Raw genomic sequence first — 24,372 nt, 5'->3', positions numbered from 1 at the left:
TCGGTCGGGGAACTCACTGCGTCAGTGCGCTTCGGCGATGTGCTGGGTGCCGATCCGCTTGCGGAACACCCAGTACGTCCACCCCTGGTAGAGCAGCACGACCGGGGTGGCGATACCGGCGCACCAGGTCATGATCTTCAACGTGTACGGGCTGGACGAGGCGTTGGTGACCGTGAGGCTCCAGGCGTCGTTCAGCGAGGACGGCATGACGTTCGGGAAGAGCGTCAGGAACAACATGGCGACCGTCGCCGCGATGGCCACACCGGAGAACGCGAAGGACCACCCCTCGCGCCCTGCCGCGGCCATCGCGATCGCACCGACCAGCGCCGCCGCCGCGACGATCATCGCGATCAGGCTCCGCCCGTCCCCGTTCTCGACCTGGGTCCAGATGAGGAAGGCGAGCGCGAGCACGGCCGTGACGGCGCCCAGTTTCAGGGCCAGCCCGCGCGCCCGCGCCCGGATGTCACCGGCCGTCTTCAGCCCGGCGAACACCGCGCCGTGGAAGGTGAAGAGGGTGAGGGTGACCAGGCCGCCGAGGAGCGCGTAGGGGTTCAGCAGGTCCAGGACGCTGCCCGTGTACTCCATGTGCGCGTCGATCTTCACGCCGCGCACGATGTTGCCGAAGGCCACGCCCCACAGCACGGCGGGGATCAGCGAGGTCCAGAAGATCGCGTGTTCCCAGTTGGTCTGCCACTTCTCCTCCGGCCGCTTCGCCCGGTACTCGAAGGCGACGCCGCGCACGATCAGGCAGAGCAGGATGAGCAGCAGCGGCAGATAGAAGCCGGAGAACAGCGTGGCGTACCACTCGGGGAACGCGGCGAAGGTCGCCCCGCCGGCGCTGAGCAGCCAGACCTCGTTGCCGTCCCAGACCGGGCCGATGGTGTTGATCAGCACCCGCCGTTCCTTGCGGTCCCGGGCCAGTAGCTTGGTGAGGACGCCGATCCCGAAGTCGAAGCCCTCCAGGAAGAAGTAGCCGGTCCACAGGACGGCGATGAGCACGAACCAGACGTCGTGGAGTTCCATATCTCGGCTCCCGCTCTCAGTAGGAGAAGGCCATGGGCCGGTCGGCGTCTTCGTGGTCGCCGCCGATCCGGGTGGGCGGGTTGAGGTCGTCGTCCGTGAGCTCCGGGGGTCCGGCCTTGATGTACTTAAGGAGGAGCTTGACCTCGATCACCGCAAGCGCCGCGTAGAGCGTGGTGAAGACGATCAGTGAGGTGAGCACCTCACCCTGGGAGACGCCGGGGGAGACCGCGTTGCGGGTCTGGAGCACTCCGTAGACGACCCACGGCTGCCGTCCCATCTCGGTGAAGATCCAGCCCCAGGAGTTAGCGATCAGCGGGAAGAGCAGGGTCCACAGGGCGACGACCCAGTAGCACCGGGCCAGCTTGGGGCTCAAGGCCTTGTTCTTGAACAGGACCAGGTGCGGCACCTCGTCCTCACCGGTGCGCATCGCCTCCGGCAGCATGAACTTCTTTCGTGTGAGCCACAGGCCGAGGATGCCGAGGCCGAACGAGGCCATGCCGAAGCCGATCATCCACCGGAAGCTCCAGAACGCGACGGGGATGTTGGGCCGGTAGTCACCGGGGCCAAAGCGTTCCTGCTCCGCCTTGTTGATGTCGTTGATGCCCGGCACGTACGAGTGGAAGTCGTCGTCGGCGAGAAAGGACAGTATCCCGGGGATCGAGATCTCGACCGAGTTGTGGCCCTTGCTGACGTCTCCGTAAGCGAAGATCGAGAAGGGTGCGGAGTTCTGTCCGTCCCACAGCGCTTCAGCCGCCGCCATCTTCATCGGCTGCTGCTTGAACATCACCTTGCCGAGCTGGTCGCCGCTGATAGCGGTCAGCAGGCCGGCGATCACCACGGTGACCAGGCCCAACCGCAAGGAGGTCCGCATCACCGGAGTGTGCTTCTTGCGGGCCAGGTGGAAGGCCGCGATGCCGACCATGAACGCGCCACCGACCAGGAAGGCGGCCGTGATGGTGTGGAAGAACTGGGTCAGCGCGGTGTTCTGCGTGAGCACGTGCCAGAAGTCGGTGAGCTCGGCGCGTCCGCGTTCCTCGTTGATGCGGTAACCGACCGGGTGCTGCATCCAGGAGTTGGCCGCCAGGATGAAGTAGGCGGAGAGGATGGTGCCGAGGGACACCATCCAGATGCAGGCGAGGTGGATCTTCTTCGGAAGCTTGTCCCAGCCGAAGATCCACAGTCCGATGAAGGTGGACTCGAAGAAGAACGCGATCAGGGCCTCGAACGCGAGCGGAGCCCCGAAGATGTCACCGACGAACCGCGAGTAGTCGGACCAGTTCATCCCGAACTGGAACTCCTGGACGATGCCCGTGACGACACCCATGGCGATGTTGATCAGGAAGAGCTTTCCCCAGAACTTGGTCGCCCTGAGGTACTTCTCCTTGTTGGTCCGCACCCAGGCGGTCTGCAGGCCGGCGGTGAGCGCCGCGAGAGAGATCGTCAGAGGAACGAAGAGGAAGTGGTAGACGGTCGTCGTACCGAACTGCCATCGCGCCAGGGTCTCCGGCGCCAGAGCTAGCTCCACGTCGTCTTCTCCTTACGTCGCCGTAGTTGCATACCGGCAGTTTGTCCGTTAAATCCAACGGATCACGGGAGGAAGCAGGACACGCTTGTGAACGCGTTCACATTCACAAGCAATTATGGCGCACACGCTTTCGGGCTCTTCGCCCGGGGTCCCCTGTCAACCGCCGGCCCCGCTCCGGGCATGCGAAAGGGCCCCGTACCTCTCACGAGATACGGGGCCCAGCTGCCGGACGACGCCGGCTACAGCTCCTGGCGGAACGACTCCGTCACCTTCAGGAACAGGTCGTTCGCCTCGTTCTCGCCGATCGTCACACGCACGCCTTCGCCCGCGAACGGCCGGACCACCACACCGGCCTTCTCACAGGCCGCCGCGAAGTCCAGGGTGCGGTCGCCGAGCCGCAGCCAGACGAAGTTCGCCTGGGACTCGGGCACCGTCCACCCCTGCCGCGCCAGGGCCTCGGAGACCCGGTCCCGCTCGCACACCAGCGAGCCGACCCGGCCCAGCAGCTCGTCCTCGGCGCGCAGCGAGGCCACCGCAGCGTCCTGGGCGAGCTGGCTGACGCCGAACGGCACCGCCGTCTTGCGCAGCGCGGCCGCCACCGGCTCGTGGGCCACCGCGAAGCCGACCCGCAGCCCCGCGAGCCCGTACGCCTTGGAGAACGTCCGCAGCACTGCCACGTTGGGGCGGTCCCGGTAGATCTCCAGGCCGTCGGGGACCTCGACGTCGCGGATGAACTCCTTGTACGCCTCGTCCAGCACCACGAGCACATCGCTCGGCACCCGGTCGAGGAATCGTTCCAGCTCGGCCCGGCGCACGACGGTGCCGGTCGGGTTGTTCGGGTTGCAGACGAAGATCAGCCGCGTCCGGTCGGTGATCGCGTCCGCCATCGCGTCCAGGTCGTGCACATCACCGTCGGTCAGCGGCACCTTGACCGAGGTCGCGCCGCTGACCTGCGTGATGATCGGGTACGCCTCGAAGGAACGCCAGGCGTAGATCACCTCGTCGCCCGGGCCGGAAGTGGCCTGAAGCAGCTGCTGGGCCACGCCGACCGAACCGGTGCCGGTGGCCAGGTGCGAGACGGGCACACCGAAACGGTCGGCCAGCTCGTTCATCAGACCGGTGCAGGCCATGTCCGGGTAGCGGTTGAAGTGCCCGGCGGCCGCCAGCGCGCTCTCCATCACGCCCGGCAGCGGCGGATACGGGTTCTCGTTGGAGGACAGCTTGAAAGCGGCGGGTCCGTCCGCCGATGCCGGTTTGCCCGGAACATAGGCGGGAACGCCGTCCAGTTCGGCGCGCAGCTTGGGGCTCGTCTCGCTCACCGCAGGTCCTCCTCGACCATCCGTCCACATCAATACTGCTCACCTTATGAGGATTGGGCGCCGCTGCGAACGGGTGGACAGCGGATTCGTCCGGTGGACCCCGGAATGAGGGGGAGCGCGACCGGCGGTGGCGCGCGCCGGTGGCTCACTCCGTGGCGCGCGTCCCTCGAAAAGGTGAGTTGAGACCTCCTCGAGACCTTGCCCCCTCGGCAGGTCCATCCGGTCGGATGCATGACACATGACGGTAGACCCCACCAACAGCCTTGCTTCATATAGCCGTTGGGGCCCGATGACCTTGCAGAAACGTGCCTGTCAACGCGTGAATATGCGACCGGGCCAATTCCCCGCCCGCCCCCTACTATCGGCTCGCCATGACAGCAGCAGGGAAGCACCAGGTGAGCCGGACGGAGACCCCCCGGCGCGGCGGCAGGCAGGGACGTGCCGGAATCCGGGATGTGGCCGCCGCCGCCGGCGTCTCCATCACGACCGTCTCCGACGCGCTCAACGGCAAGGGCAGGCTCCCGGACGCCACCCGCCGCCATGTCCGCGAGGTCGCAGAGCGCCTGGGCTATCGCCCTTCCGCGGCGGCCCGCACGCTCCGTACCGGCAAGTCCGGCCTCATCGGCCTGACCGTGACGACATACGGGGATGAACCTTTCACCTTCACCGAGTTCGCGTACTTCGCGGAAATGGCGAGGGCGGCCACCTCGGCGGCCCTCGCCCGCGGCTACGCCCTGGTCATCCTGCCGGCCACCTCGCGCCACGACGTCTGGTCCAACGTGGCGCTCGACGGCACCGTCGTCATCGATCCGTCCGACCAGGACCCGGTCGTCTCCGAGCTGGTCCGCCAGGGGCTGCCCGTCGTCTCCGACGGCCGTCCCGCTGGGTCGCTGCCCGTCACCGCCTGGGTGGACAACGACCACCGGGCGGCCGTGCTCGACCTCCTGGACCATCTGGCCGCCGCCGGGGCCCGCCGTATCGGACTGCTCACCGGCACCACCACCGACACGTACACCCGGCTCTCCACCACCGCCTACCTGCACTGGTGCGAGCGCGTGGGGCAGGATCCGGTCTACGAGTCCTATCCCGCCCACGACCCGTGCGCGGGGGCGGTGGCAGCCGACCGGCTGCTGGCCCGTCCGGACCGCCCCGACGCCGTCTACGGGCTCTTCGACCCCAACGGCACGGACCTGCTGGCGGCCGCCCGCCGCTACGGCCTGCGCGTCCCCGAGGACCTGCTCCTCGTCTGCTGCAGCGAATCCACGGTGTACGCGACGACCGAGCCGCCCATCACGACGCTCTCGCTGAAGCCGCGGAGGATCGGCACGGCAGTCGTCCAGCTGCTCATCGACGCCATCGAGGGCGTCGACCAGGACGGTCCGGTGGAACGGGTGGTGCCGACGGAGCTCATCGTCCGGACGTCCTCGCAACGCCGCCCGCCCCGCACCACGGTCAGTGCGCCGCGTTCCCCGGCAGGGGACTGATCATCCCAATTAGGACCAATCGACCGACGAACCTGGCATGCGGAAGGATTCACCACCCCTGGTGCGTCCCAGAGCACGATCTGCATTCCTATGATGGACGCACGACACCGCGGACCAACCCGACCAGCAGGGCCCGTCAGGTGTACGGCGGCGCGACGGTGGTGTGGAGGGGTCGATGACACAGGGGGCCGGTCAGGAACCCGTGGTGCGGACGGCGACGTTGCGCGACTTCCGCGTACCGCCCTATGCGCAGTCCCCCGCGCCGCCCGCGTCGCCGCACCCGGGGAACGCCTTCCCCGAGGGCGGGACGCCGGAGGGGTACACCCCGACGGCGCGCGATCTTCCCGTCATCAGCGTCGACGAACCCGCCCAGGTGCAGCCCGTGCCAGAACCGCGCCCCGCCGCCGCTCCGGGCCTCGGCCCCCTCTACGTGGTCGGTGACGTCCACGGCTACCTGGACGAGCTGATCGCGGCCCTCGCCGAGCAGGGTCTGATCGACTCCGAAGGCCGCTGGGCGGCGGGCAACGCGCGCCTCTGGTTCCTCGGCGACTTCACCGACCGGGGCCCCGACGGCATCGGCGTCATCGACCTCGTCATGCGGCTCTCCGCCGAGGCCGCGGCCGCCGGCGGATACTGCAAGGCCCTGATGGGCAACCACGAGCTGCTGCTCATCGGCGCCAAGCGGTTCGGCGACACCCCGGTGAACTCCGGCGCGGGAACGGCCACCTTCCAGGCGGCCTGGCTGCTCAACGGCGGGCAGAAGACGGACATGGAGCGCCTTCAGGACGTCCACCTCCAGTGGATGTCCCGGCTCGACGCCGTCGTCGAGGAGGACGGGCACCTCCTGATGCACTCGGACACGACGGCGTACCTCGACTACGGCTCCACCATCGAGGACGTCAACGACACGGTGCACGCCATCCTCACGCGTAACGACGCCGACGAGTGCTGGGACCTGTTCCGCAAGCTCACCAAGCGGTTCGCCTTCCGCGACGACTCGGGCGCCCAGGCCGTCCAGGAACTGATGGCGGCCTACGGCGGCCGGCGCGTCGTCCATGGCCACAGCCCCATCCCGTACCTGACCGGCGAGGTCGGCTCCGAGGACAGCGAGGACGGTGCCGGGCCGCAGGTCGACGGGCCGCATGTGTACGCGGACGGGCTCGCCATCGCCATGGACGGCGGGGTGACCATGGCCGGAAAGCTACTGGTCGTCCAACTCCCCCTGCATGACTGACGCCCTGCGGGGAAGACGCATCCCGAGCTGACCACGCCGAGTGCAGGGGCCAATTCCGGAAACCCTCTGTCACCCCGTGCCGTGCGCGCTCTACCATCGGCCTATCAGTAAGCAGGCTCTCCTCCGTTTCCGCCCAAACTGCCCGGACCCAGCGGGCACACAGGCCCGACGGAGCATCGGGGGATGCAGATGAACAGCGCTCCGCACCTGCTGACCGAGGACCGGCCCGAGTACGAACGGCTCCTCGACGACGCACTGCGTCACGCACACGAACGACCGGAACTGGCCGCCGTCGGCGAACGCCTCAACGCCGTCCAGCTGCGCACCATGGCGCTGGCGGCCGTCGCCCTGATCACTGCCACGGCCGCCGCGGAGTACGTGCAGTACGTGAAGGTCCGCGACGAAGCACGCGCCACCGCCCGGGACACGGCCTCCGGCGCAGCGCCGGACGGCCTCGGCCAGTCGGGGGCCGGCATAGGAGCGGTCGTCACCGTTCTGGCGCCAATGCTGGCGGGTACGGCGGCGGCCATATTCCTGCTGGTCGGCTACCTCCTGAAGATGCTGGAGCCGCCACCGGCGTTCGCCGGCCCCATGGTGGACGCCGGCTGGTTCTTCGCCGCCGTCACGGCCGCCGCCATCTTCGTCGCCGCCATCGGCCTGCTCATCGCCGCCCTGCGCAACGGCTCGACGTCCCTGTCCGCGCGGGAAGCCCGCGAACAGCTGCCCGACGACGTGGCCCGCGCCAAGGACGCCTGGCGGCAGGCGCTGCTGGAGCGGGGCATCGTGCCCTTCCTGCGCGACGCCCTCGCCGAGCCCGCCGCCGGTCCCGCGGTCCCCGCCCCGCACCGCCCGACGGGCCGCCTCCCCAAGATCGGCTACAGCAGGCCCGACTTCGCCGGCCCGGACGAGGGCCCGGCCGCGGCGCCCCGCCCCACGTACAGCAGCCCGGACTTCACCAGCCCCGACTTCGGCGGTCCCGAGCACGAACTGGACTGACCGCCACGGCTCCGGCACCAGGCGCCGGAGCCGTGCGCGACCGGTCCCGTAGCAGGTCAGTCGGCCAACGGCAGATAGACCCGGTTCCCGCCCGCCGCGAATTCACGCGACTTGCCGAGCATCCCCTCGGCGATCTCCTCGGCCGTCGCCTCCGCGCTCTCCGCGCCGCCGAACTGCTCGCTGATGCTGTGGCTGATCTTCATCGAACAGAACTTCGGACCGCACATCGAGCAGAAGTGCGCCGTCTTCGCGGGCTCGGCGGGCAGGGTCTCGTCGTGGAACTCCCGCGCCGTGTCCGGGTCGAGCGCCAGGTTGAACTGGTCCTCCCAGCGGAATTCGAACCGCGCGTCCGACAGCGCGTCGTCCCACTCCTGCGCCCCCGGGTGCCCCTTGGCCAGGTCGGCCGCGTGGGCCGCGATCTTGTACGTGATGACCCCGGTCTTCACATCGTCCCGGTTCGGCAGCCCCAGGTGCTCCTTGGGCGTCACGTAGCAGAGCATCGCCGTCCCCCACCAGGCGATCATCGCGGCCCCGATACCCGAGGTGATGTGGTCGTACGCCGGCGCGATGTCGGTGGTCAGCGGGCCGAGCGTGTAGAACGGCGCCTCCTCGCAGATCTCCTGCTGAAGGTCGATGTTCTCCTTGATCTTGTGCATCGGGACGTGTCCCGGCCCCTCGATCATGGTCTGCACGCCGAACCGCTTGGCGACCGTGTTCAGTTCGCCGAGCGTGCGCAGTTCGGCGAACTGGGCCTCGTCGTTGGCGTCCGCGATCGACCCGGGGCGCAGCCCGTCGCCCAGTGAGTACGTCACGTCGTACGCCGCGAGGATCTCGCAGAGCTCCTCGAATTGCTCGTACAGGAACGACTCCTTGTGGTGCGCCAGGCACCACGCCGCCATGATCGAGCCGCCCCGGGAGACGATGCCGGTCTTGCGCCGCGCGGTCAGCGGCACGTACGGCAGGCGTACGCCGGCGTGCACCGTCATGTAGTCCACGCCCTGCTCGGCCTGCTCGATGACGGTGTCCTTGTAGATCTCCCAGGTCAGTTCCTCCGCCCGCCCGTCGACCTTCTCAAGGGCCTGGTAGAGGGGGACGGTTCCGATCGGTACGGGTGAATTGCGAAGAACCCACTCACGGGTGGTGTGGATGTTGCGGCCGGTGGAAAGGTCCATGACCGTGTCCGCACCCCACCGGGTCGCCCACGTCATCTTGTCCACCTCCTCCTCGATGGAGGACGTCACCGCGGAGTTGCCGATGTTGGCATTGACCTTCACCAGGAACCGCTTTCCGATGATCATCGGCTCGGTCTCCGGGTGGTTGACGTTGGCGGGCAGCACCGCGCGACCGGCCGCGATCTCCTCGCGCACCACCTCCGCCGGCACGTTCTCGCGGACCGCGACGTACTCCATCTCCGGGGTGATCTCGCCCCTGCGGGCGTACGCGAGCTGGGTGACGGGCCGTCCGTCCCGGCTCCGCCGCGGGCGGCGCGGGCGGCCGGGGAACACCGCGTCCAGATTGCGCAGCCCGCCCCGTGGCGAGGTGTGCTTGAGCCCGTCGTCCTCGGGACGGGCGGGGCGGCCCGCGTACTCCTCGGTGTCGCTGCGGGCGATGATCCAGTTCTCCCGGAGCGGTGCGAGGCCGCGCCGGACGTCGGTCCCGACCGCGGGGTCGGTGTACGGCCCGGACGTGTCGTACAGCGTCACGTCCTTGCCGTTGGTCAGGTGCACCTGGCGGACCGGCACCCGGATGTCGGGGCGCGGCCCCTGGACGTATCCCTTGTGCCAGCCGATGGACTTCCCGGCCTCGTCGCCCTGATTGGAGGCAGGCGTGCGTGTGTCCGATGTGGTCATGAGACCTACTCCCTACGCCGGCATTACCCGGTAACAGGTTCGGCGGTCGGCGCAGCGTCTCCCGTACGGTCGTACGGCGGTCAGCGCCCTCTCAGCCCGGTGCTCCGAGCTCCCGCGTGTGCAAAGGTGCCACCACGCTAGCCCCCGGACGGGTGAGCTGAACAGAGGGCCCCTTCCTTCTTGCGATGATCGGCCGGTGACGCCCCCTCATCGCGACCCAGAACCGCAGGGCCATCAGCACACGCACAGCCATGGCCCGGCCGCACCCGTCTCCACCCATCTGCGCAAGGTGATCGCCGCCGTGCTGATCCCCTTCGCGGCCGCCGTACTCGTCGGCCTCGTGGCGCTCTGGCCGAATGGTGCGCCTGGGCACGAACGGACCGGTGTCGGTTTCGACCGGCAGACCCAGCAGGGAAAGGTGGTGAGCGTCGTCAAGGTCGACTGCAAGGACGTGAACGCCGCCCAGCTTCCCGTCAGCGGCGAGACCCAACCCCCCGAGGACGGACCGGCGTCCGGCGGCCGCTGCGAGAAGGCCACCGTCGAGGTCACCACCGGCCCCGACTCGGGGCGCCGGTTCGTCGAGGTCGTCCAGCCGGACGCGCCGAGGCAACTGCGGGAGGGCCAGGGGGTGGTGGTGGCGTACGCCCCCGACGCGCCCCATGACCTCCAGTACTCCGTGACGGACGTGAACCGGAAGTTCCCCCTGTATCTGCTGGCCGGGATCTTCGCCCTCGCGGTGGTGCTCGTGGGCAGGATGCGCGGGGTCATGGCCCTGGTGGCGCTCGCCCTGTCGTTCGCCGTACTGACCCTGTTCATCCTTCCGGCCATACTGCAGGGCTCGAATCCGCTGCTGGTGGCGGTCGTCGGGGCCGGAGCGATCATGCTGATCGCGCTCTACATCTGCCACGGGTTGACCGCCCGCACCTCCGTCGCCGTCATCGGCACCCTGATCTCACTGCTGCTGATCGGGCTGCTCGGCTCGCTCTTCATCGGCTGGGCGAGCCTGAGCGGGAACACCGACGACAACACCGGCCTCATCCACGGCCTGTATCCGCACATCGACATGAGCGGACTGCTGCTGGCCGGCGTCATCATCGGCTCCCTGGGAGTGCTCGACGACGTCACGGTCACCCAGACCTCGGCGGTCTGGGAGCTGCGCCAGGCGAACCCCACCATGACTGCGAAGCAGCTCTACCGGGCAGGGATCAGAATCGGCCGCGATCACATCGCCTCCGTGGTCAACACCCTGGTGCTCGCCTATGCGGGCGCCGCGCTGCCCCTCCTGCTGCTGTTCACGGTCGCGCAGAGCAGTGTGGGGACGGTCGCCAACAGCGAGCTGGTGGCGGAGGAGATCGTGCGCACTCTCGTCGGCTCGATCGGACTGGTCGCCTCCGTGCCGGTGACGACAGCGCTCGCGGCGCTGGTCGTCTCCGCGGACCGCACGGGGGTCGGCGCGGAAGCCGGGGCTTCGGCACCCGTGCGGAGCGGCAGGGGCCGGCGACGGCGGGCGAGGCCGTGACCGGAACACACAGCGTGATTCACCCGATCGGCAGGTGTCGTGTTCGAGTGGCAAGACGGCTCCCGAGCCGTAAACCACATCAGCCCGCGTTCTGCTCTTCGGCCAGAATGCGCCCCAGCGCCTCCTCCAGATTGCCGTCGAAGTCACCCAGCGTGCACTCCTGCCCGAGCGGCACCAGCTTGTCCGTACGGTCGAGGAAGGCGACAAGAGGTGCCGTGCCCGCCCGGAAGAGCGCACGGTCGGCACCCACCTGCAGCCGGATGTGGACATCACACAGCCCCTCGGGCTCGGTCGGCGCGATGTGGACATCCCCGTCACCACTGGGGCTGTTGAGGCCGTCGAGCAGCAGCTCACGGCCGAAGGCCCAGGTGACGGGGGCGTCGCCGGGCAGATGGAAGGTCATCCGGATCGCGTACGGATCGCACACTTCGTACCGGAGCTCCACCGGGATACGGAATGAGAGCTCCTCGGAGACGAGGAAGCTCATCATGACCTCAGCTTGAACCGACTCGCGCATCGTTCAACCCCGCAGTAGATGAATCTGGCCAGGAATGATCCCCCATGGCCCTATTGACGCCATCGTGGTGCACGCGATAGCAGATCACAAGGAGTGATTTTTCAGATACTGATAGAGAACACGAACGAACGCAAGAGGCTCGACACTTCACCGCGTAGCCGTTCGACTGCGGGCAGCAACCGATCCTCCTCGTGGAGGGGTACCGAAATGGCCATCGCGGCAGCGGTGAATCCGGCCGTGATCGGGATGGCCGCGCAGACGGTCCCGAGCGCGTACTCCTGGCGCTCGATGACCGGTTCCGTACGCTCCAGGGACCGCAGCCGGGCGAGGAACGCCGCACGGTCGCGCACCGAGTACCGGGTCAGCGGGCGCACCGGGTGCCGGTCCAGGTGGTCCTCGCGGGCCTTCTCGTCCAGCCGGCTCAGCAGACACTGGCCGATCGCGTGCGCGTGCCCGGTCTCGCGGAACGCCGCCCACTCGTCGACCGCCGGCCGCTCGGGGGTGTCCGCCACGGCGAGGAGCTCGATCTCGCCCTCGCGGTAGATGGCGCAGTACACCGGGGCTCCGACGATGTCCCGCCAGCGGCCCAGGGAACGGGCCATGACGCTGCGCCGGCTCTGAGCGGCGCGGTCGCCCATCAGCCGTTCGGCGGCGGCGCCGAAGCGGAAGACGCCGTTCTCCCGGCGCAGATATCCCTCGTGGGTCAGGGTCCGCAGCAGGTGGTAGGCGGTGGGAAGGGGAAGCCCCGCTTCCCTCGCGAGCTGTTTGGCCGGCGCCCCGTCGCGATGGGTGCCCACAGCCTCCAGCAGCCTCAGCGCCCGCTGCACCGACCCGATGAGCGTCGGAACAGCCGTACTCGATGCCGTGGTCAACGGTCACCCCCAGGCATGGTGACGGGCGGTCAGCCCGCCCGTGGGGGCCGCCCCCACAGGTCTGCCGGGGACCTGGGGGGCCGGAGGCCGGATCCCGTACAAACCACTGGTCGGGGTGGTGACTTACGGTGTTTTCCCAGGTGGCGGCAGAGGAGTGTCACTGTATCGGCCGCCCTGTGACCGGGTGCCGATTCGCCTTCCCCTTAGCTCAGCTGGGCTAATCCCCCATCGGGCGTGCGGTCACCAGCCGTTTCCGGAGGACGACGACATGAACTTCCGTACGACGAAAACGAGCCCGCCGACCAGGATCACGAAGATCAGGATCTTGAAGAGCAGACCGACCACGAACGCGACCAGGCTGGCGATCAGACCACCGAACACGACGATCGCGAGCACGGGCACCGCGATCCACTTCACCCACCAGGGCATCCCAGCGAATATCTCCCGCACGGCCATCGTCCTTACCTCGTCTCTGTGAGTTCCTGCTTCGATGCTAGAGGCGAAAGACGGCCGCCGGACCCCGGGAAGCCCTTGTCCTCCCCTGATCGATCCCTTAGGGAACCCTGGGACGCACAGGCCGCGGACTCATCCCTCGGGCGGCGAGAACACCACCATCACCCGCAGGTCCTCGGTGATGTGGTGGAACTTGTGGGCCGTGCCCGCGGGTACGTAGACGACACTCCCTCTTCCCACCTGTGTCGTTTCCATGCCGACGGTGATCGACGCACGACCACTGACCACGAGGTAGACCTCGTCCTGGCTGTGCGGCTTCTGCGGATCGAGGTCGCCGGCGTCCAGGGCGTACAGACCGACCGACATGTTCCGCTCGCGGAGAAACTGCAGGTACGCGCCGTCGTTGGCGGCCCGTTCCGCCTCCAGTTCGTCCAGCCTGAATGCCTTCATGGACCGTCCGCCCCTTGCCTCTGCCCAGCCGGTGTCCGCCACCGATCATGTCTGCCACGATCAGACACATGAAGAATTTCGTAGTCAAGACGATCGCCAACGCGGGTGCGCTGGCCGTGGCCATCTGGCTGGTCCAGAACATCACGCTGACCGGCGGCAGCACCGGTCGCAAGGCCCTGACCCTGGTCCTCGTCGCGCTGGTCTTCGGCCTGGTCAACGTCGTGGTCAAGCCGATCGTGAAGCTGCTCACCCTGCCCCTCTTCATCCTCACCCTGGGCCTGATCACGCTCGTGGTGAACGCCCTGATGCTGCTGCTCACCTCGTGGCTGTCCGGAGTGCTCGACCTGAGCTTCCATGTCGAGGGCTTCTGGACCGCCGTCCTCGGTGGCCTGATCGTCTCGATCGTGTCCTGGGCGCTGAACGTCGTCCTCCCGGACGAGGACTGATCCGCCCGGCGGGAAGCCACCCGCGTCCACCTGAGACAGTGCGACCAGGACCGGTGACCGGCCGGGGAGAGAAGCGAGGACGAACCATGAGCACCCAGGGCGACGGAACGCGTGCGGTACGCGCGGGCCTGCCGGAACCGCAGCAGTACGAGCCCACCCTCCCCGGACCGGTCTTCGCCGCGCACTTCCACCTGTCCGGCGAGCCGACCGGCCCCTACACCTACGGCCGGGACGGCAACCCGACCTGGACCCGGCTGGAACAGGCCATCGGGGAACTCGAAGCACCGGGCGAGGACGTGGACACCTCCGTCTTCGCCTCCGGGATGGCGGCGATTTCGGCCGTCCTGTTCTCCCAGGCGCGCAGCGGCGACGCCGTCGTCCTCCCCGACGACGGCTACCAGGCCCTTCCCCTGCTGCGCGAGCAGCTGGAGGCGTACGGAGTCGAGGTGCGGACCGCGCCGACCGGCGGCGACGCACAGCTCGCGGTCCTGGAGGGCGCCAAGCTCCTGTGGCTGGAGACGCCCTCCAACCCGGGCCTCGACGTCTGCGACGTGCGGCGCCTCGTCGAGGCCGCGCACGCCGGCGGCACGCTGGTCGCCGTCGACAACACCCTCGCCACCCCGCTCGGCCAGCGTCCGCTGGAGCTGGGCGCCGACTTCTCCGTGGCCAGTGACACCAAGGGCATGACGGGCCACGGCGACCTGCTGCTCGGCCACGTGACCTGCCGCGACCCCGAGCTCACGGCCGGGGTGCGGCGCTGGCGCAAGATCGTCGGTGCGATCCCCGGCCCCATGGAGGCATGGCTCGCGCACCGGTCCCTGGCGACACTGGAACTGCGCATCGAGCGGCAGTGCGCGAACGCCCTCGTGCTCGCCGAGGAGCTCGCCAAGCACCAGGCCGTGTCCGGCCTGCGCTACCCCGGACTGCCCACCGACCCCTCGTACGCGAACGCGGTACGCCAGATGCGGCGCTTCGGCTCGGTGGTGTCGTTCGTGCTCGCCGACCGGGGGACCGCGGAGCGCTTCCTGGCCGCCCTGCGGCTGGTCGAGGACGCCACCAGCTTCGGAGGCGTACGCTCCACCGCCGAGCGCCGGGGCCGCTGGGGCGGCGACTCCGTGCCGGAGGGCTTCATCCGCTTCTCCGTCGGCGCCGAGAACGCCGCCGACCTGGTGGCCGATGTCGAGCAGGCCCTGGCCGTGGCCACCGCCGGGAGCTGATCCCGCCGCGCGGTACGGCGGTCCGAGCCTCCCCCCTCGTGGCTCGGACCGCCCCGGCCCTTCGTCTTCTCCTCGTGAAGAGCCACCTCGACAAGGCTAGTTGACTCTGCGTCAGTGTCCAATCACAGTAGCGGCAGCGGCCTATCGACATATTTATAGTTGTCCGGGGTCCCATCGGATACGTCACTGCGTGAGGGCGGGAGGGACGAGACGTGGATCTGGCCCTGCTGCGCACCTTCGTCACCGTCCACCGGGCCGGCTCGTTCACCCGCGCCGCCGCCCTGCTCGGCCTCCCGCAGCCGGCCGTGACCTCCCAGATACGCACCCTGGAACGGCAGCTGGGCCGCCCGCTGTTCCTGCGCAGGGCCCGGGGAGTGACCCCGACGACCATCGGCGACGAACTCGCGCACCGGGCCGCTCCGCACCTGGACGCGCTGGTCGAGATCGCCGAGACCGACCTCGACGAGGAGGCGGGCGTACGGACCCTGCATCTGGCGGGCCCACCGGAATTCCTCTCCCTGCGCGTCCTGCCCGCGCTCACACCGCTGATCGCCCAGGGCCTCGCGCTGCGCGGGTCGTTCTCCGCCGCCACGGACGAGACCCTGGAGGGCCTGGCCGCCGGTCACCACGACCTGGCCGTCGTGACGGCCCGGCCGCGCGGGGAACTGCTCACCGCCACCCCGCTCTGCGACGAGGAGCACGTCCTGGTCGCCGCCCCGCGCTGGGCCGGCCGGCTGGGGCCGGGCACGCTGCGCCGCAACGGTCCCGTGGTCCTGGAGCAGCTGCCCGTGGTGGAGGTGCACGAGAGCCTGCCGCTCGTCTCCCGCTACTGGGCCGCCGTCTTCGACAGTGCGCCCGCGGCCGCCGGCGCCGTCATCGCCCCGGACCTGCGGGCGGTCCTGGAGTGCGCGGCCGCCGGTGCGGGGCTCGCCGTGCTGCCGCGCTATCTGTGCGAGGACGCGCTGGAACGAGGCGCGGTGGTGGCGCTGCTCGATCCTCCGGTCCCGCCCCTGCGTACGTACTTCCTGGCCGCGCGGACCGGCACGCTCGCGCTTCCGCATCTCGCCCGGGCGCACGAATGGCTGCTGCGGGCGGCGGCCGACTGGTGACCGCAGGAGCGCCCGACCGCGTCCCGGTGTTTCAGAACGGGTCCCGTGGGCCACGCTTCTGCCATGACCGAACGTCCTGTGGTCAAGCGCACCGCACGCGCCATCCTGCTCGACGGCGACGACCTCATCCTCATCAAGCGCACCAAGCCCGGGGTGGACCCGTACTGGCTCACGCCGGGTGGCGGGGTGGAGCCCGAGGACGCCACCGTCGTCGACGCCCTGCACCGCGAGGTGGACGAGGAGCTGGGCGCCAAGATCACCGATGTGGTGCCCTGCTTCGTCGACACCGTGGAACACATCGAGGAGGGCGGGGTGAAGGGCGTCAAGGTGCAGCACTTCTTCGTCTGCCGCCTCGACTCCATGGACCTGTCCCTGCGCCACGGCCCCGAGATCGACGCCCCCTGCGGCGAGTACGACGTCGTACGCGTGCCCTTCAGCCGGGTCGGCATCGCCGCGGTGCACCTCGTGCCGCTGTCGTTGCGGCACTACCTGGACGGCAATATCGAGGGGGTCCGGGCCTTGCACGCCGCCGACCTGGGCTGACGCGCCGGCTCTCTCGCCTGCTCGTGTTTCACGTGAAACCGTGCGCGGCCGAGGGCCGGGCCCTAATTTCGCTGCGGGACCCGGCCAGTTCCGGTAAAGCGGTGGACGGGCGATCATCGGTCGGAGAGCCTGAGCCGTATGCCCAGCTCATTGCCCCGCCCGCTGTCCGATCTCCCCATCCGGCGCCTCACTCGGGACGACCTGGTCGTCTGCGCCGATCTCAGCGAGGACCGGGGCTGGCCTCGCGACGAGGAGCGCTGGACGCTGCTGCTGGCGGCCGGCACGGGCTACGGCATCGACGACCCCGACAGCAAGGGCCTGATGGCGTCCTGCGTGGTGGTCTCGTACGGCTCCGAGATGGCCGCCGTCGGCATGCTGCTCGTCGCCGGCCGCCACGCCCGGCGCGGCGTCGGCCGGTATCTGATGCAGCGGGTGATCGAGGCCGTCGGGGACACCCCGCTCAGCCTCCATGCGACGGCGTCGGGCCGCCCGCTCTACGAAGAGCTCGGATTCAGGACGTTGGGGCGCACCATCCGCCTGAGCGGGGCCTTCCGGTCGGCCGAGGCAGCCGGGCCCAAGCCTGTCGGCGGCTCCGGGGCTGTCATCCGGTCTGCTTCCGCCCACGACCTGCGGGCGGTGGTGCAGCTGGACTCGGTCGTCTTCGGGCTCGACCGCACGCATCTGCTGACCCGGCTCCCGACATTCGCCGATCATCTGCGGGTCGCCGAGGAGGACGGGGAGCTGACCGGGTTCGCCGCGCTCTCGCCGAGCGCGGCGAGCCATGCGGTCGGGCCGCTGATCGCCAAGGACACCTCCACGGCGAAGCTGCTCGTGACCTCGTTGGCCGAGGCGACGGAACGGCCGCTGCGCGTGGACGTCGACGCTCGCCACGAAGACCTGGTGGCCTGGCTCGGGCGCTGTGGGCTGCGGTCGGGCTCGGAGACAACGGTGATGACGCTCGGCGGGCGGCAGTACGCGGACTGGCCCCGTTACTTCGCGCCCTTCAGCCTGGCCACGGGCTGACCCCCCGGCATCAGCTCCGGGGCTCGGGGACCACCGCCGGCTCCGGGGCGTGGGTGGCGACGAGGCGGCTCGGTGCGGTCGTACGGCGCTCCAGCGCGCTGGAGGCGAGGGCGAGGAGCAGTGCCGATGCGGCGAGCGCCGCTCCGACCCAGTTGGGGGCGGTGTAGCCGAGACCGGCACTGATGACGAGCCCGCCGAGCCAGGCCGCGAGCGCGTTGCCGAGGTTGAAGGCACCGATGTTCATCGCGGAGGCCAGCGTCGGGGCGTCCACCGCCTGGTCGAGCACCCGCTTCTGGAGCGGAGGCACGGTCGCGAAGCCGAAGGCACCGATCAGGACGAGGGTGACCGCCGCCGCGACCTTGTTGTGGGCGGTCAGGGTGAAGAGGGCCAGGACCAGGGCGAGGCCGCTCAGCGACACGGCGAGCATGAGCGTGGGGCGCCGGTCGGCGTACCTGCCGCCGATCAGGTTGCCTCCGACCATGCCGAGACCGAAGAGGACCAGCAGCCAGGTGACGGCGGAGGTGGAGTATCCGGCGGTCTCCGTCATCATCGGCGTGATGTAGGTGATCGCCGCGAAGACGCCGCCGAATCCGAGGACCGTCATCGCCATGGCGAGCAGGACCTGCACATTGCGGAAGGCGGCGACCTCCTGCCGCAGCCTGACGCCCTCGGCGCGGGGCTGTTCGGGAACGAGCCGGGCGACGCCGAGCAGGCCGAGGACGCCCAGCGCGGCGACGAGGGAGAACGTGACCCGCCAGCCGGCGTGCTGTCCGACGTAGGTGCCCACCGGCACCCCGACGACATTGGCGACGGTGAGCCCGGTGAACATCAGGGCGATGGCTCCCGCCTTCTTCTGCGGGGCGACCAGATCGGCCGCCACGACCGCTCCGATGCCGAAGAAGGTGCCGTGGGCGAGCGAGGCGATCACACGGCCGACGACCATCACTTCGAAGACGGGGGCGGCCGCGGTGACCACATTGCCGACGATGAACAGGCCCATGAGCATCATCAGCATCCGCTTGCGGCTGACCTTCGTACCGAGCGCGGTCATCAGCGGCGCCCCGAGCACGACGCCGAGCGCATAGCCCGTGGCCAGGAAGCCGGCGGCCGGGATGGACACCTGGAACTCCGCGGCCACCTCGGGGAGCAGCCCCATGACCACGAACTCGGTGGTCCCGATACCGAATGCCCCGATGGCCAGAGCGAGGAGTGCGAGCGGCATGGGTTCCCTTCCCAGAAGATTGCTACTGCGCCTTACATGCGTAGACAATAATTGCAGACGCTCTTTAATTGCAAGCGCTGGCTATTGCGTGCGTCGGCTACTCTGGACGTAAGCGGCTCCGGCACGGAGGAGAGACCATGACAGCCACGGACCCGGCCCTGACCGCCCTCTCCCAGGGCTGGATCGCGCTCTCCCTGCTCCACGGCAGGATCGAGACCCGCATCGAGCGGGCCCTGCAGAGCGGCCACGACCTGAGCGTGCGCGAGTACTCCCTGCTGGACGTGCTCAGCCGACAGCACAGCGGCCCGGGCGGACACCTGCAGATGAAGCAGGTGGCGGACGCCGTCGGGCTGAGCCAGAGCGCCACCACGCGCCTGGTCACCCGCCTCGAAGACCGCGGGCTGCTGACCCGGTATCTCTGCGACACCGACCGCAGGGGCATCTACACCGACGTCACCCCCGACGGGCTCACCCTGCTCTCCGAGGCCCGCCCCACCAACGACCGCGCTCTGCGTATCGCGCTCGACGAGGCCGCCGAGAATCCCGAACTGGCCCCGCTCGTCCGGGCCGTCGAGGAACTGAAGGCCGTTCCCGCTTAGCATCTGCCGACTGCGTAGGCTGCGGATCATGAGCGATCTGGAGATACGCCGTGCGACCGCCGACGATCTGGCCGAGATCGTGGCCCTGCTCGCCGACGACCCGCTGGGCGCCCAGCGCGAGTCACCGGAGGACCTCGCGCCCTATCGAGCGGCGCTCCGTCGGATGGCCGACGACCCGAATCAGCACATGATGGTCGCCGTGCGCGAGGAGCGTGTCGTCGGGACCCTTCAGCTGACCGTGATTCCGGGGCTGTCCCGGCGCGGTTCGACCCGGTCCGTGATCGAGGGTGTCCGCATCCACGCGGACGAACGGGGAAGCGGTCTCGGCACCCGGCTGATCCAGTGGGCGGTGGACGAATCACGGCGGCAGGGCTGCCAACTGGTCCAGCTCACCTCCGACCTGTCCCGCACCGACGCGCACCGCTTCTACGAGCGGCTGGGATTCATCGCCAGCCATGTGGGCTTCAAGCTCGCCCTCTGACCTGCCTGCCGCGTTCCCGAGGAGCCGACGTGCAACGCATCAGTGACGAACAGCGCCGCATCCGGATCGTCCGCCGCCATCTGCTGACCCCCGGGGGACGGGCGTCATCGCCCGTCGCGGTGGCCGACGCCGTCGTCGCACTCCACGCGACCGACGCGGCCACCGTCTTCCTCTCGGCCTGCGCCAGGCTCGCCGAGCCGGAGGTCGCCGCAGTCGAGCGGTCGCTCTACGAAGACGTCTCCCTGGTGCGGCTGCTCTCCATGCGCAACACCCTCTTCGTCGTATCGGGCGAGATGGCCCCGCACGTCGAGGCGGCGAACGCGCGCGCTGTGGCCGCCAAGGAGCGCCGCAACCTGCTCAAGCACCTCCGCGAGGACGGCAACGGACTGGACGAGCGCTGGCTCGATGAGACCGAGAAGAGCGCCCTCGCCTTCCTGGACGGCAGCGGCCCGGTCTCGGGCAGCGAGCTCGCCGCCGGTGTGGCCGCCCTGCGCACCAAGATCACCCTCTTCCCCGGGAAGAAGCAGGAAGCGATCCAGGGCGTCGCGACCCGGGTGATCCGGGTGCTGGCCGCCGAGGGCAGGATCCGCAGGGACCGGCCACGGGGCTCCTGGACCTCCAGCCAGTTCCGCTGGGCCCTGGCCCGCCCCCGGCCGGTCGAGGAGACCGCTCCGGCCCAGGCGGAACTGGCTCTGCGCTGGCTCCGGGCGTACGGTCCGGGCACCGAGGCCGACCTGAAGTGGTGGACCGGCTGGGGCACCCGCGAGGTCCGTACCGCTCTCGCGGCGGTCGGAGCAGTGGAGGTGCGGCTCGACAACGGGGCGCCGGCCTGGGTCGCCCCCGGAGACACGGAGCCCGAGCCCGCCCAGGCCCCCTGGGCGGCTCTGCTGCCCGCGCTCGACCCGAGCGGCATGGGCTGGGCGGACCGCGGCTTCCATCTGCCGGCCGAGCACCGGGCAGCCCTCTTCGACCGCTCGGGCAACATCGGCCCCACGGTGTGGTGGGACGGCCGGGTCGTGGGCGGCTGGGCCCAGCGAGGCGACGGTGAGCTCACCTGGCGGCTGCTCACCGATCCGGGCCGGGAGGCCACGGCAACGATCGAGGCTGAGGCGGCCCGGCTGGCGGGCTGGGTGGGGGCAGCCCGGATCACCCCGCGCTTCCGGACCCCGCTGGAACGGGAGTTGACGGCCTGAGCGGCTGTGCTGCCCGTTTCACGTGAAACGGGCAGCACCCGGTTCCGGGCACGCGTCCGGCTGCGCTCAGTCCCCCAGACCGCGCCACCCTGCCTCGTCCACGCCGCCGGGCACCGCTGCTGCGGGGTCGTACGGCTCACGCGTGAAGACGAAGGACCCCAGATCGAGGTGGTTCACACTGCCGTCCGGGTTCCGCACGATCCGCAGCGTCTCCCCCGCGTAGTAGCCGTCCAGGCCGACCCAGGTGCCGTCGGGGCGCGCGGTGAAGCGGGCGCCCCGACCCTGGCCGTTGACCGGCCGCAGCTCCAGCCCGCGATCGGCGTGCAGCGTCAGGATGTTGGGGCGCGTGGCCCAGTACCACGGTCCGGTGAGGGCCAGGAGTTCCGCGTCCACCTCGGGGAGCGGACGCCACGGCTCGGGGATACGGGGCTCGGCCTCGGCGACGATGTCCACGAGGTCGGCGGCCACCTCGCCGATGGCGACCCCGGATGTCGCGTTGACGAGCACCACGGCCGTCACATCGTCCTCGGCGCTGACCCAGAGAGCGGCCAGGAATCCGGGAAGCGAGCCCGTGTGCCCGATGAATGTACGGTCCTTGCGCCGGACCAGTTGCAGCCCCAGGCCGTAGTGATCGACCCACTCACCAGGCGCCGGAGCGGCCGACGGCTGCTTCATCTCCTCCACGGAAGCCGCGCCGAGCACGCGGTCGTCGCCCTCGGCGAGGAAGGCCGCGAAGCGGAGCAGATCCGCGGTCGTCGACCAGAGCTGTCCGGCGGGCGCCATAAGCCCCAGGTCCTCCGCCGGTTCGGGAAGCAGGGCGTCCGCCCAGGGGTGCACCGCCCAGCCACCGGCGTGCGGAGTCCGGGGAAGCGAGCTGGTCCGGTGCATGCCGAGGGGTTCCAGCACCTCGCGGCACAGCACCTCTTCCCAGGAAGCCCCACGCACGGCCTCGACCAGCGAACCGAGCAGCGTGTAGCCCGGGTTGGAGTAGTGGTGCCGGTTGCCGGCCGGGTGCATCGCGACCTGCTCATCGAGCACATCCGCCAACGTGGGCCGCAGGCTGCCGGGGGTCCGCTCCCACCAGGGCGCGGTCGTCTCGGCGCCGATCCCCGCGCTGTGGCCGAGCAGCTGATGAATGGTCACGTCCCCCGCACCGGTGCCGGGCAGATGCTTCTCCAGCGGATCCGCCAGGTCGAGCAGCCCCTCGTCACGCAGCCGCATCACGAGGACGGCGGTGAAGGTCTTGGTGAGGGACCCGATCCTGAACTGCGTGTCGGAGTCCGGGGCATGACCGTCGACACAACTGCGCGCACCTTCCCAGACCACCTGCCCCTGCCGTTGTACGGCAGCGACCAGAGAGGGGGTCCGCCCTTCGGCCTGAGCCGTGGCGACGCGGTGCAACAAGGCCCGCCGGGTACCGGGAAGCAACTGTTCAGCTGGAGAAGTCATCGTCAACAACTACCGCCCGCACCGACGGATGGCGACTCCATTTCCCGGCCCGGTGCCGGTCAGGTCTGCGCCATGTCCACGAAGCGGGAGTAGTGGCCCTGGAAGGCGACGGTGATCGTCGCCGTGGGGCCGTTTCGGTGCTTGGCCACGATCAGGTCCGCCTCGCCGGCGCGCGGCGACTCCTTCTCGTACGCGTCCTCGCGGTGCAGCAGGATCACCATGTCGGCGTCCTGCTCGATGGAGCCGGACTCACGGAGGTCGGAGACCATCGGCTTCTTGTCCGTGCGCTGCTCGGGGCCACGGTTCAGCTGGGAGAGCGCAATGACCGGCAGCTGCAGCTCCTTGGCCAGGAGCTTGAGGTTTCGCGACATGTCGGAGACCTCCTGCTGACGGCTCTCGGCGCGCTTCGAACCGCCGGACTGCATCAGCTGGAGATAGTCGATGACCACCAGTTTGAGGTCGTTGCGCTGCTTGAGGCGACGGCATTTCGCCCGGATCTCCATCATGGAGAGGTTGGGGGAGTCGTCGATGTAGAGCGGGGCGGCGGAGACGTCCGGCATCCGCCGGGCCAGCCGCGTCCAGTCCTCGTCGGTCATCGTGCCGGAACGCATGTGGTGCAGGGCCACCCGTGCCTCGGCTGACAGCAGACGCATCGCGATCTCGTTCCGCCCCATTTCCAGGGAGAAGATCACGCTGGGCATATTGCTCTTGATCGAGCAGGCACGCGCGAAGTCCAGCGCGAGCGTCGACTTGCCCATGGCGGGACGGGCCGCGATGACGACCATCTGGCCCGGGTGCAGACCGTTTGTCAGGGCGTCGAGGTCGGTGAACCCGGTGGGCACGCCCGTCATCTCGCCGCTGCGGGACCCGATCGCCTCGATCTCGTCCAGGGCGCCTTCCATGATGTCGCCGAGCGGCAGGTAGTCCTCACTGGTCCGCTGCTCGGTGACGGCATAGATCTCCGCCTGGGCCGAGTTCACGATGTCGTCGACATCGCCGTCGGCCGCGTATCCCATCTGCGTGATCTTCGTGCCGGCTTCCACGAGCCGCCGCAGGACCGCGCGTTCGTGGACGATCTCCGCGTAGTACGAGGCGTTGGCCGCCGTCGGCACGGACTGGACCAGGGTGTGCAGATACGGCGCCCCGCCCACCTTGGTGATCTCGCCGCGCTTGACCAGCTCGGCGGCCACGGTGATCGGGTCGGCCGGCTCGCCCTTGGCGTAGAGGTCGAGGATCGCCTGATAGACGGTCTCGTGGGCGGGGCGGTAGAAGTCGTGGCCCTTGATGATCTCCACGACGTCGGCGATGGCGTCCTTGGAGAGGAGCATGCCGCCGAGCACGGACTGCTCCGCGTCCAGGTCCTGGGGCGGCACCCGCTCGAAGCCCGGGGAACCGCCCTCCCAGTCATGGGACTCTCGGCCGCGGTCGTGGCGGTCGCCACGGTCCCGATCCTCACCCCGGCGCTGGCGGGATACGGGCAGCCGGTCACTGGGGCCGGTGTCTGCCCAGGGGTCGTCCAGGGGTTCGGGAATGCTCACCCGGCCACCTCCTCCCGTCCGCTCCGCGGACCTAGCCGTGCCCCTCTTTCTTACGGCACGGCACCGACAAACAAGAGCCCCGACTCCGGTTCCGGTGTGTCGAGTTCTGCGGTCTCGCAGAGCCGAAACAGGGTGGGGGCGCCGGACTACGGTAGGCGGCTCGGCACCGTCAGCCAATCTGGTTATCCACAGGCCCTGTGGACGAGTGACCAGATGCTGTGGAGAACCCCCCGGAACCTGTGCACGGACCGGGGGACAGCACTGTGGACAAACTCATAGACCACCTGCAAATACCGCGCTGACCTGCACT

Annotated in this window: 23 protein-coding genes and 1 riboswitch; of the genes, 12 read left to right on the top strand and 11 right to left on the bottom strand. The window is 69.5% G+C overall.

Annotated features, from left to right (window positions below; genetic code table 11):
* Positions 1 to 21: 21 nt before the first annotated feature.
* The 3 genes from cydB to hisC all read right to left on the bottom strand — a co-directional run bounded on the left by cydB (position 22) and on the right by hisC (position 3,867).
* Positions 22 to 1,023, bottom strand: coding sequence for a cytochrome d ubiquinol oxidase subunit II (cydB, locus tag ACIQZN_RS27560; protein WP_403999195.1), 1,002 nt, complete (start codon positions 1,021 to 1,023; stop codon positions 22 to 24).
* A 16-nt stretch (positions 1,024 to 1,039) separates the two neighbouring features.
* A complete protein-coding gene (locus ACIQZN_RS27555) occupies positions 1,040 to 2,548 on the bottom strand; it encodes a cytochrome ubiquinol oxidase subunit I (protein WP_403999192.1) in 1,509 nt (502 codons plus the stop codon).
* Between the two features lie 239 nt (positions 2,549 to 2,787).
* A complete protein-coding gene (gene hisC, locus ACIQZN_RS27550; RefSeq protein ID WP_403999189.1) occupies positions 2,788 to 3,867 on the bottom strand; it encodes a histidinol-phosphate transaminase in 1,080 nt (359 codons plus the stop codon).
* A 371-nt stretch (positions 3,868 to 4,238) separates the two neighbouring features.
* Here hisC and ACIQZN_RS27545 point away from each other — a divergent pair, with 371 nt between their 5' ends.
* From ACIQZN_RS27545 to ACIQZN_RS27535, 3 genes are all read left to right on the top strand, one after another.
* Entirely contained in the window at positions 4,239 to 5,351 is a 1,113-nt protein-coding gene (locus ACIQZN_RS27545; protein ID WP_026171354.1) for a LacI family DNA-binding transcriptional regulator, read from the top strand.
* Between the two features lie 175 nt (positions 5,352 to 5,526).
* Positions 5,527 to 6,585: a metallophosphoesterase gene (locus tag ACIQZN_RS27540; RefSeq protein ID WP_403999186.1), complete on the top strand. Its 1,059-nt coding sequence runs from the start codon at positions 5,527 to 5,529 to the stop codon at positions 6,583 to 6,585.
* A 183-nt stretch (positions 6,586 to 6,768) separates the two neighbouring features.
* Positions 6,769 to 7,581 (top strand): hypothetical protein, encoded by an 813-nt coding sequence (locus ACIQZN_RS27535; protein WP_403999183.1) that lies wholly within the window; start codon positions 6,769 to 6,771, stop codon positions 7,579 to 7,581.
* Positions 7,582 to 7,637: 56 nt separating this feature from the next.
* On the opposite strand, the gene thiC is transcribed toward ACIQZN_RS27535, so the two are convergent.
* Positions 7,638 to 9,431: a phosphomethylpyrimidine synthase ThiC gene (thiC, locus tag ACIQZN_RS27530; protein ID WP_403999180.1), complete on the bottom strand. Its 1,794-nt coding sequence runs from the start codon at positions 9,429 to 9,431 to the stop codon at positions 7,638 to 7,640.
* Positions 9,424 to 9,557: riboswitch (TPP riboswitch) on the bottom strand. (Overlaps the previous gene by 8 nt.)
* A 70-nt stretch (positions 9,558 to 9,627) precedes the next feature.
* Here thiC and ACIQZN_RS27525 point away from each other — a divergent pair.
* Positions 9,628 to 10,950, top strand: coding sequence for a YibE/F family protein (locus ACIQZN_RS27525; RefSeq protein ID WP_403999177.1), 1,323 nt, complete (start codon positions 9,628 to 9,630; stop codon positions 10,948 to 10,950).
* Between the two features lie 79 nt (positions 10,951 to 11,029).
* Here the strand turns inward: ACIQZN_RS27525 and ACIQZN_RS27520 are convergent, their stop codons facing one another.
* From ACIQZN_RS27520 to ACIQZN_RS27505, 4 genes are all read right to left on the bottom strand, one after another.
* Positions 11,030 to 11,467 (bottom strand): SsgA family sporulation/cell division regulator, encoded by a 438-nt coding sequence (locus ACIQZN_RS27520; RefSeq protein ID WP_018101854.1) that lies wholly within the window; start codon positions 11,465 to 11,467, stop codon positions 11,030 to 11,032.
* A gap of 101 nt (positions 11,468 to 11,568) precedes the next feature.
* Positions 11,569 to 12,339, bottom strand: coding sequence for an IclR family transcriptional regulator (locus tag ACIQZN_RS27515; RefSeq protein ID WP_403999173.1), 771 nt, complete (start codon positions 12,337 to 12,339; stop codon positions 11,569 to 11,571).
* Positions 12,340 to 12,579: 240 nt separating this feature from the next.
* Positions 12,580 to 12,795 (bottom strand): DUF5326 family protein, encoded by a 216-nt coding sequence (locus tag ACIQZN_RS27510; RefSeq protein WP_026171356.1) that lies wholly within the window; start codon positions 12,793 to 12,795, stop codon positions 12,580 to 12,582.
* A gap of 129 nt (positions 12,796 to 12,924) precedes the next feature.
* Complete coding sequence (locus ACIQZN_RS27505) at positions 12,925 to 13,242, bottom strand: cupin domain-containing protein (RefSeq protein WP_403999170.1); 318 nt, start codon at positions 13,240 to 13,242, stop codon at positions 12,925 to 12,927.
* Between the two features lie 68 nt (positions 13,243 to 13,310).
* Here ACIQZN_RS27505 and ACIQZN_RS27500 point away from each other — a divergent pair, with 68 nt between their 5' ends.
* From ACIQZN_RS27500 to ACIQZN_RS27480, 5 genes are all read left to right on the top strand, one after another.
* On the top strand, positions 13,311 to 13,688 hold the full coding sequence (locus ACIQZN_RS27500) for a phage holin family protein (RefSeq protein ID WP_403999167.1): 378 nt from the start codon (positions 13,311 to 13,313) through the stop codon (positions 13,686 to 13,688).
* Positions 13,689 to 13,774: 86 nt separating this feature from the next.
* Positions 13,775 to 14,905, top strand: coding sequence for a cystathionine gamma-lyase (locus ACIQZN_RS27495; protein WP_403999164.1), 1,131 nt, complete (start codon positions 13,775 to 13,777; stop codon positions 14,903 to 14,905).
* Positions 14,906 to 15,117: 212 nt separating this feature from the next.
* On the top strand, positions 15,118 to 16,014 hold the full coding sequence (locus ACIQZN_RS27490; RefSeq protein ID WP_403999161.1) for a LysR family transcriptional regulator: 897 nt from the start codon (positions 15,118 to 15,120) through the stop codon (positions 16,012 to 16,014).
* A gap of 63 nt (positions 16,015 to 16,077) precedes the next feature.
* Positions 16,078 to 16,557 carry an NUDIX domain-containing protein gene (locus ACIQZN_RS27485; RefSeq protein WP_073966680.1) on the top strand — a complete coding sequence of 160 codons (480 nt, stop codon included), beginning with the start codon at positions 16,078 to 16,080 and terminating at the stop codon, positions 16,555 to 16,557.
* 138 nt (positions 16,558 to 16,695) lie between these two features.
* Positions 16,696 to 17,580, top strand: coding sequence for a GNAT family N-acetyltransferase (locus tag ACIQZN_RS27480; protein ID WP_403999158.1), 885 nt, complete (start codon positions 16,696 to 16,698; stop codon positions 17,578 to 17,580).
* A gap of 10 nt (positions 17,581 to 17,590) precedes the next feature.
* Here the strand turns inward: ACIQZN_RS27480 and ACIQZN_RS27475 are convergent, their stop codons facing one another.
* A complete protein-coding gene (locus ACIQZN_RS27475; RefSeq protein ID WP_403999155.1) occupies positions 17,591 to 18,802 on the bottom strand; it encodes an MFS transporter in 1,212 nt (403 codons plus the stop codon).
* 137 nt (positions 18,803 to 18,939) lie between these two features.
* Between ACIQZN_RS27475 and ACIQZN_RS27470 the strand changes: the two genes are divergently transcribed.
* The 3 genes from ACIQZN_RS27470 to ACIQZN_RS27460 are packed head-to-tail and all read left to right on the top strand — an operon-like array spanning position 18,940 to position 21,075.
* Positions 18,940 to 19,401: a MarR family winged helix-turn-helix transcriptional regulator gene (locus tag ACIQZN_RS27470; protein ID WP_073966677.1), complete on the top strand. Its 462-nt coding sequence runs from the start codon at positions 18,940 to 18,942 to the stop codon at positions 19,399 to 19,401.
* A 28-nt stretch (positions 19,402 to 19,429) separates the two neighbouring features.
* Complete coding sequence (locus tag ACIQZN_RS27465) at positions 19,430 to 19,882, top strand: GNAT family N-acetyltransferase (RefSeq protein ID WP_403999152.1); 453 nt, start codon at positions 19,430 to 19,432, stop codon at positions 19,880 to 19,882.
* Positions 19,883 to 19,911: 29 nt separating this feature from the next.
* Positions 19,912 to 21,075, top strand: a complete 1,164-nt coding sequence (locus ACIQZN_RS27460) for a winged helix DNA-binding domain-containing protein (RefSeq protein ID WP_403999149.1) — start codon at positions 19,912 to 19,914, stop codon at positions 21,073 to 21,075.
* A gap of 66 nt (positions 21,076 to 21,141) precedes the next feature.
* Here the strand turns inward: ACIQZN_RS27460 and ACIQZN_RS27455 are convergent, their stop codons facing one another.
* Positions 21,142 to 22,524: a serine hydrolase domain-containing protein gene (locus tag ACIQZN_RS27455; RefSeq protein ID WP_403999146.1), complete on the bottom strand. Its 1,383-nt coding sequence runs from the start codon at positions 22,522 to 22,524 to the stop codon at positions 21,142 to 21,144.
* A 59-nt stretch (positions 22,525 to 22,583) separates the two neighbouring features.
* Positions 22,584 to 24,044 carry a replicative DNA helicase gene (gene dnaB / locus ACIQZN_RS27450; protein ID WP_403999371.1) on the bottom strand — a complete coding sequence of 487 codons (1,461 nt, stop codon included), beginning with the start codon at positions 24,042 to 24,044 and terminating at the stop codon, positions 22,584 to 22,586.
* Positions 24,045 to 24,372: the final 328 nt, after the last annotated feature.

Source organism: Streptomyces sp. NPDC097595 (assembly GCF_044761525.1).
Classification (GTDB): Bacteria; Actinomycetota; Actinomycetes; order Streptomycetales; family Streptomycetaceae; genus Streptomyces; species Streptomyces drozdowiczii_A.
The sequence above is the reverse complement of the archived record's forward strand: the minus strand, read 5'-3'. Positions and strand labels throughout refer to the sequence as shown.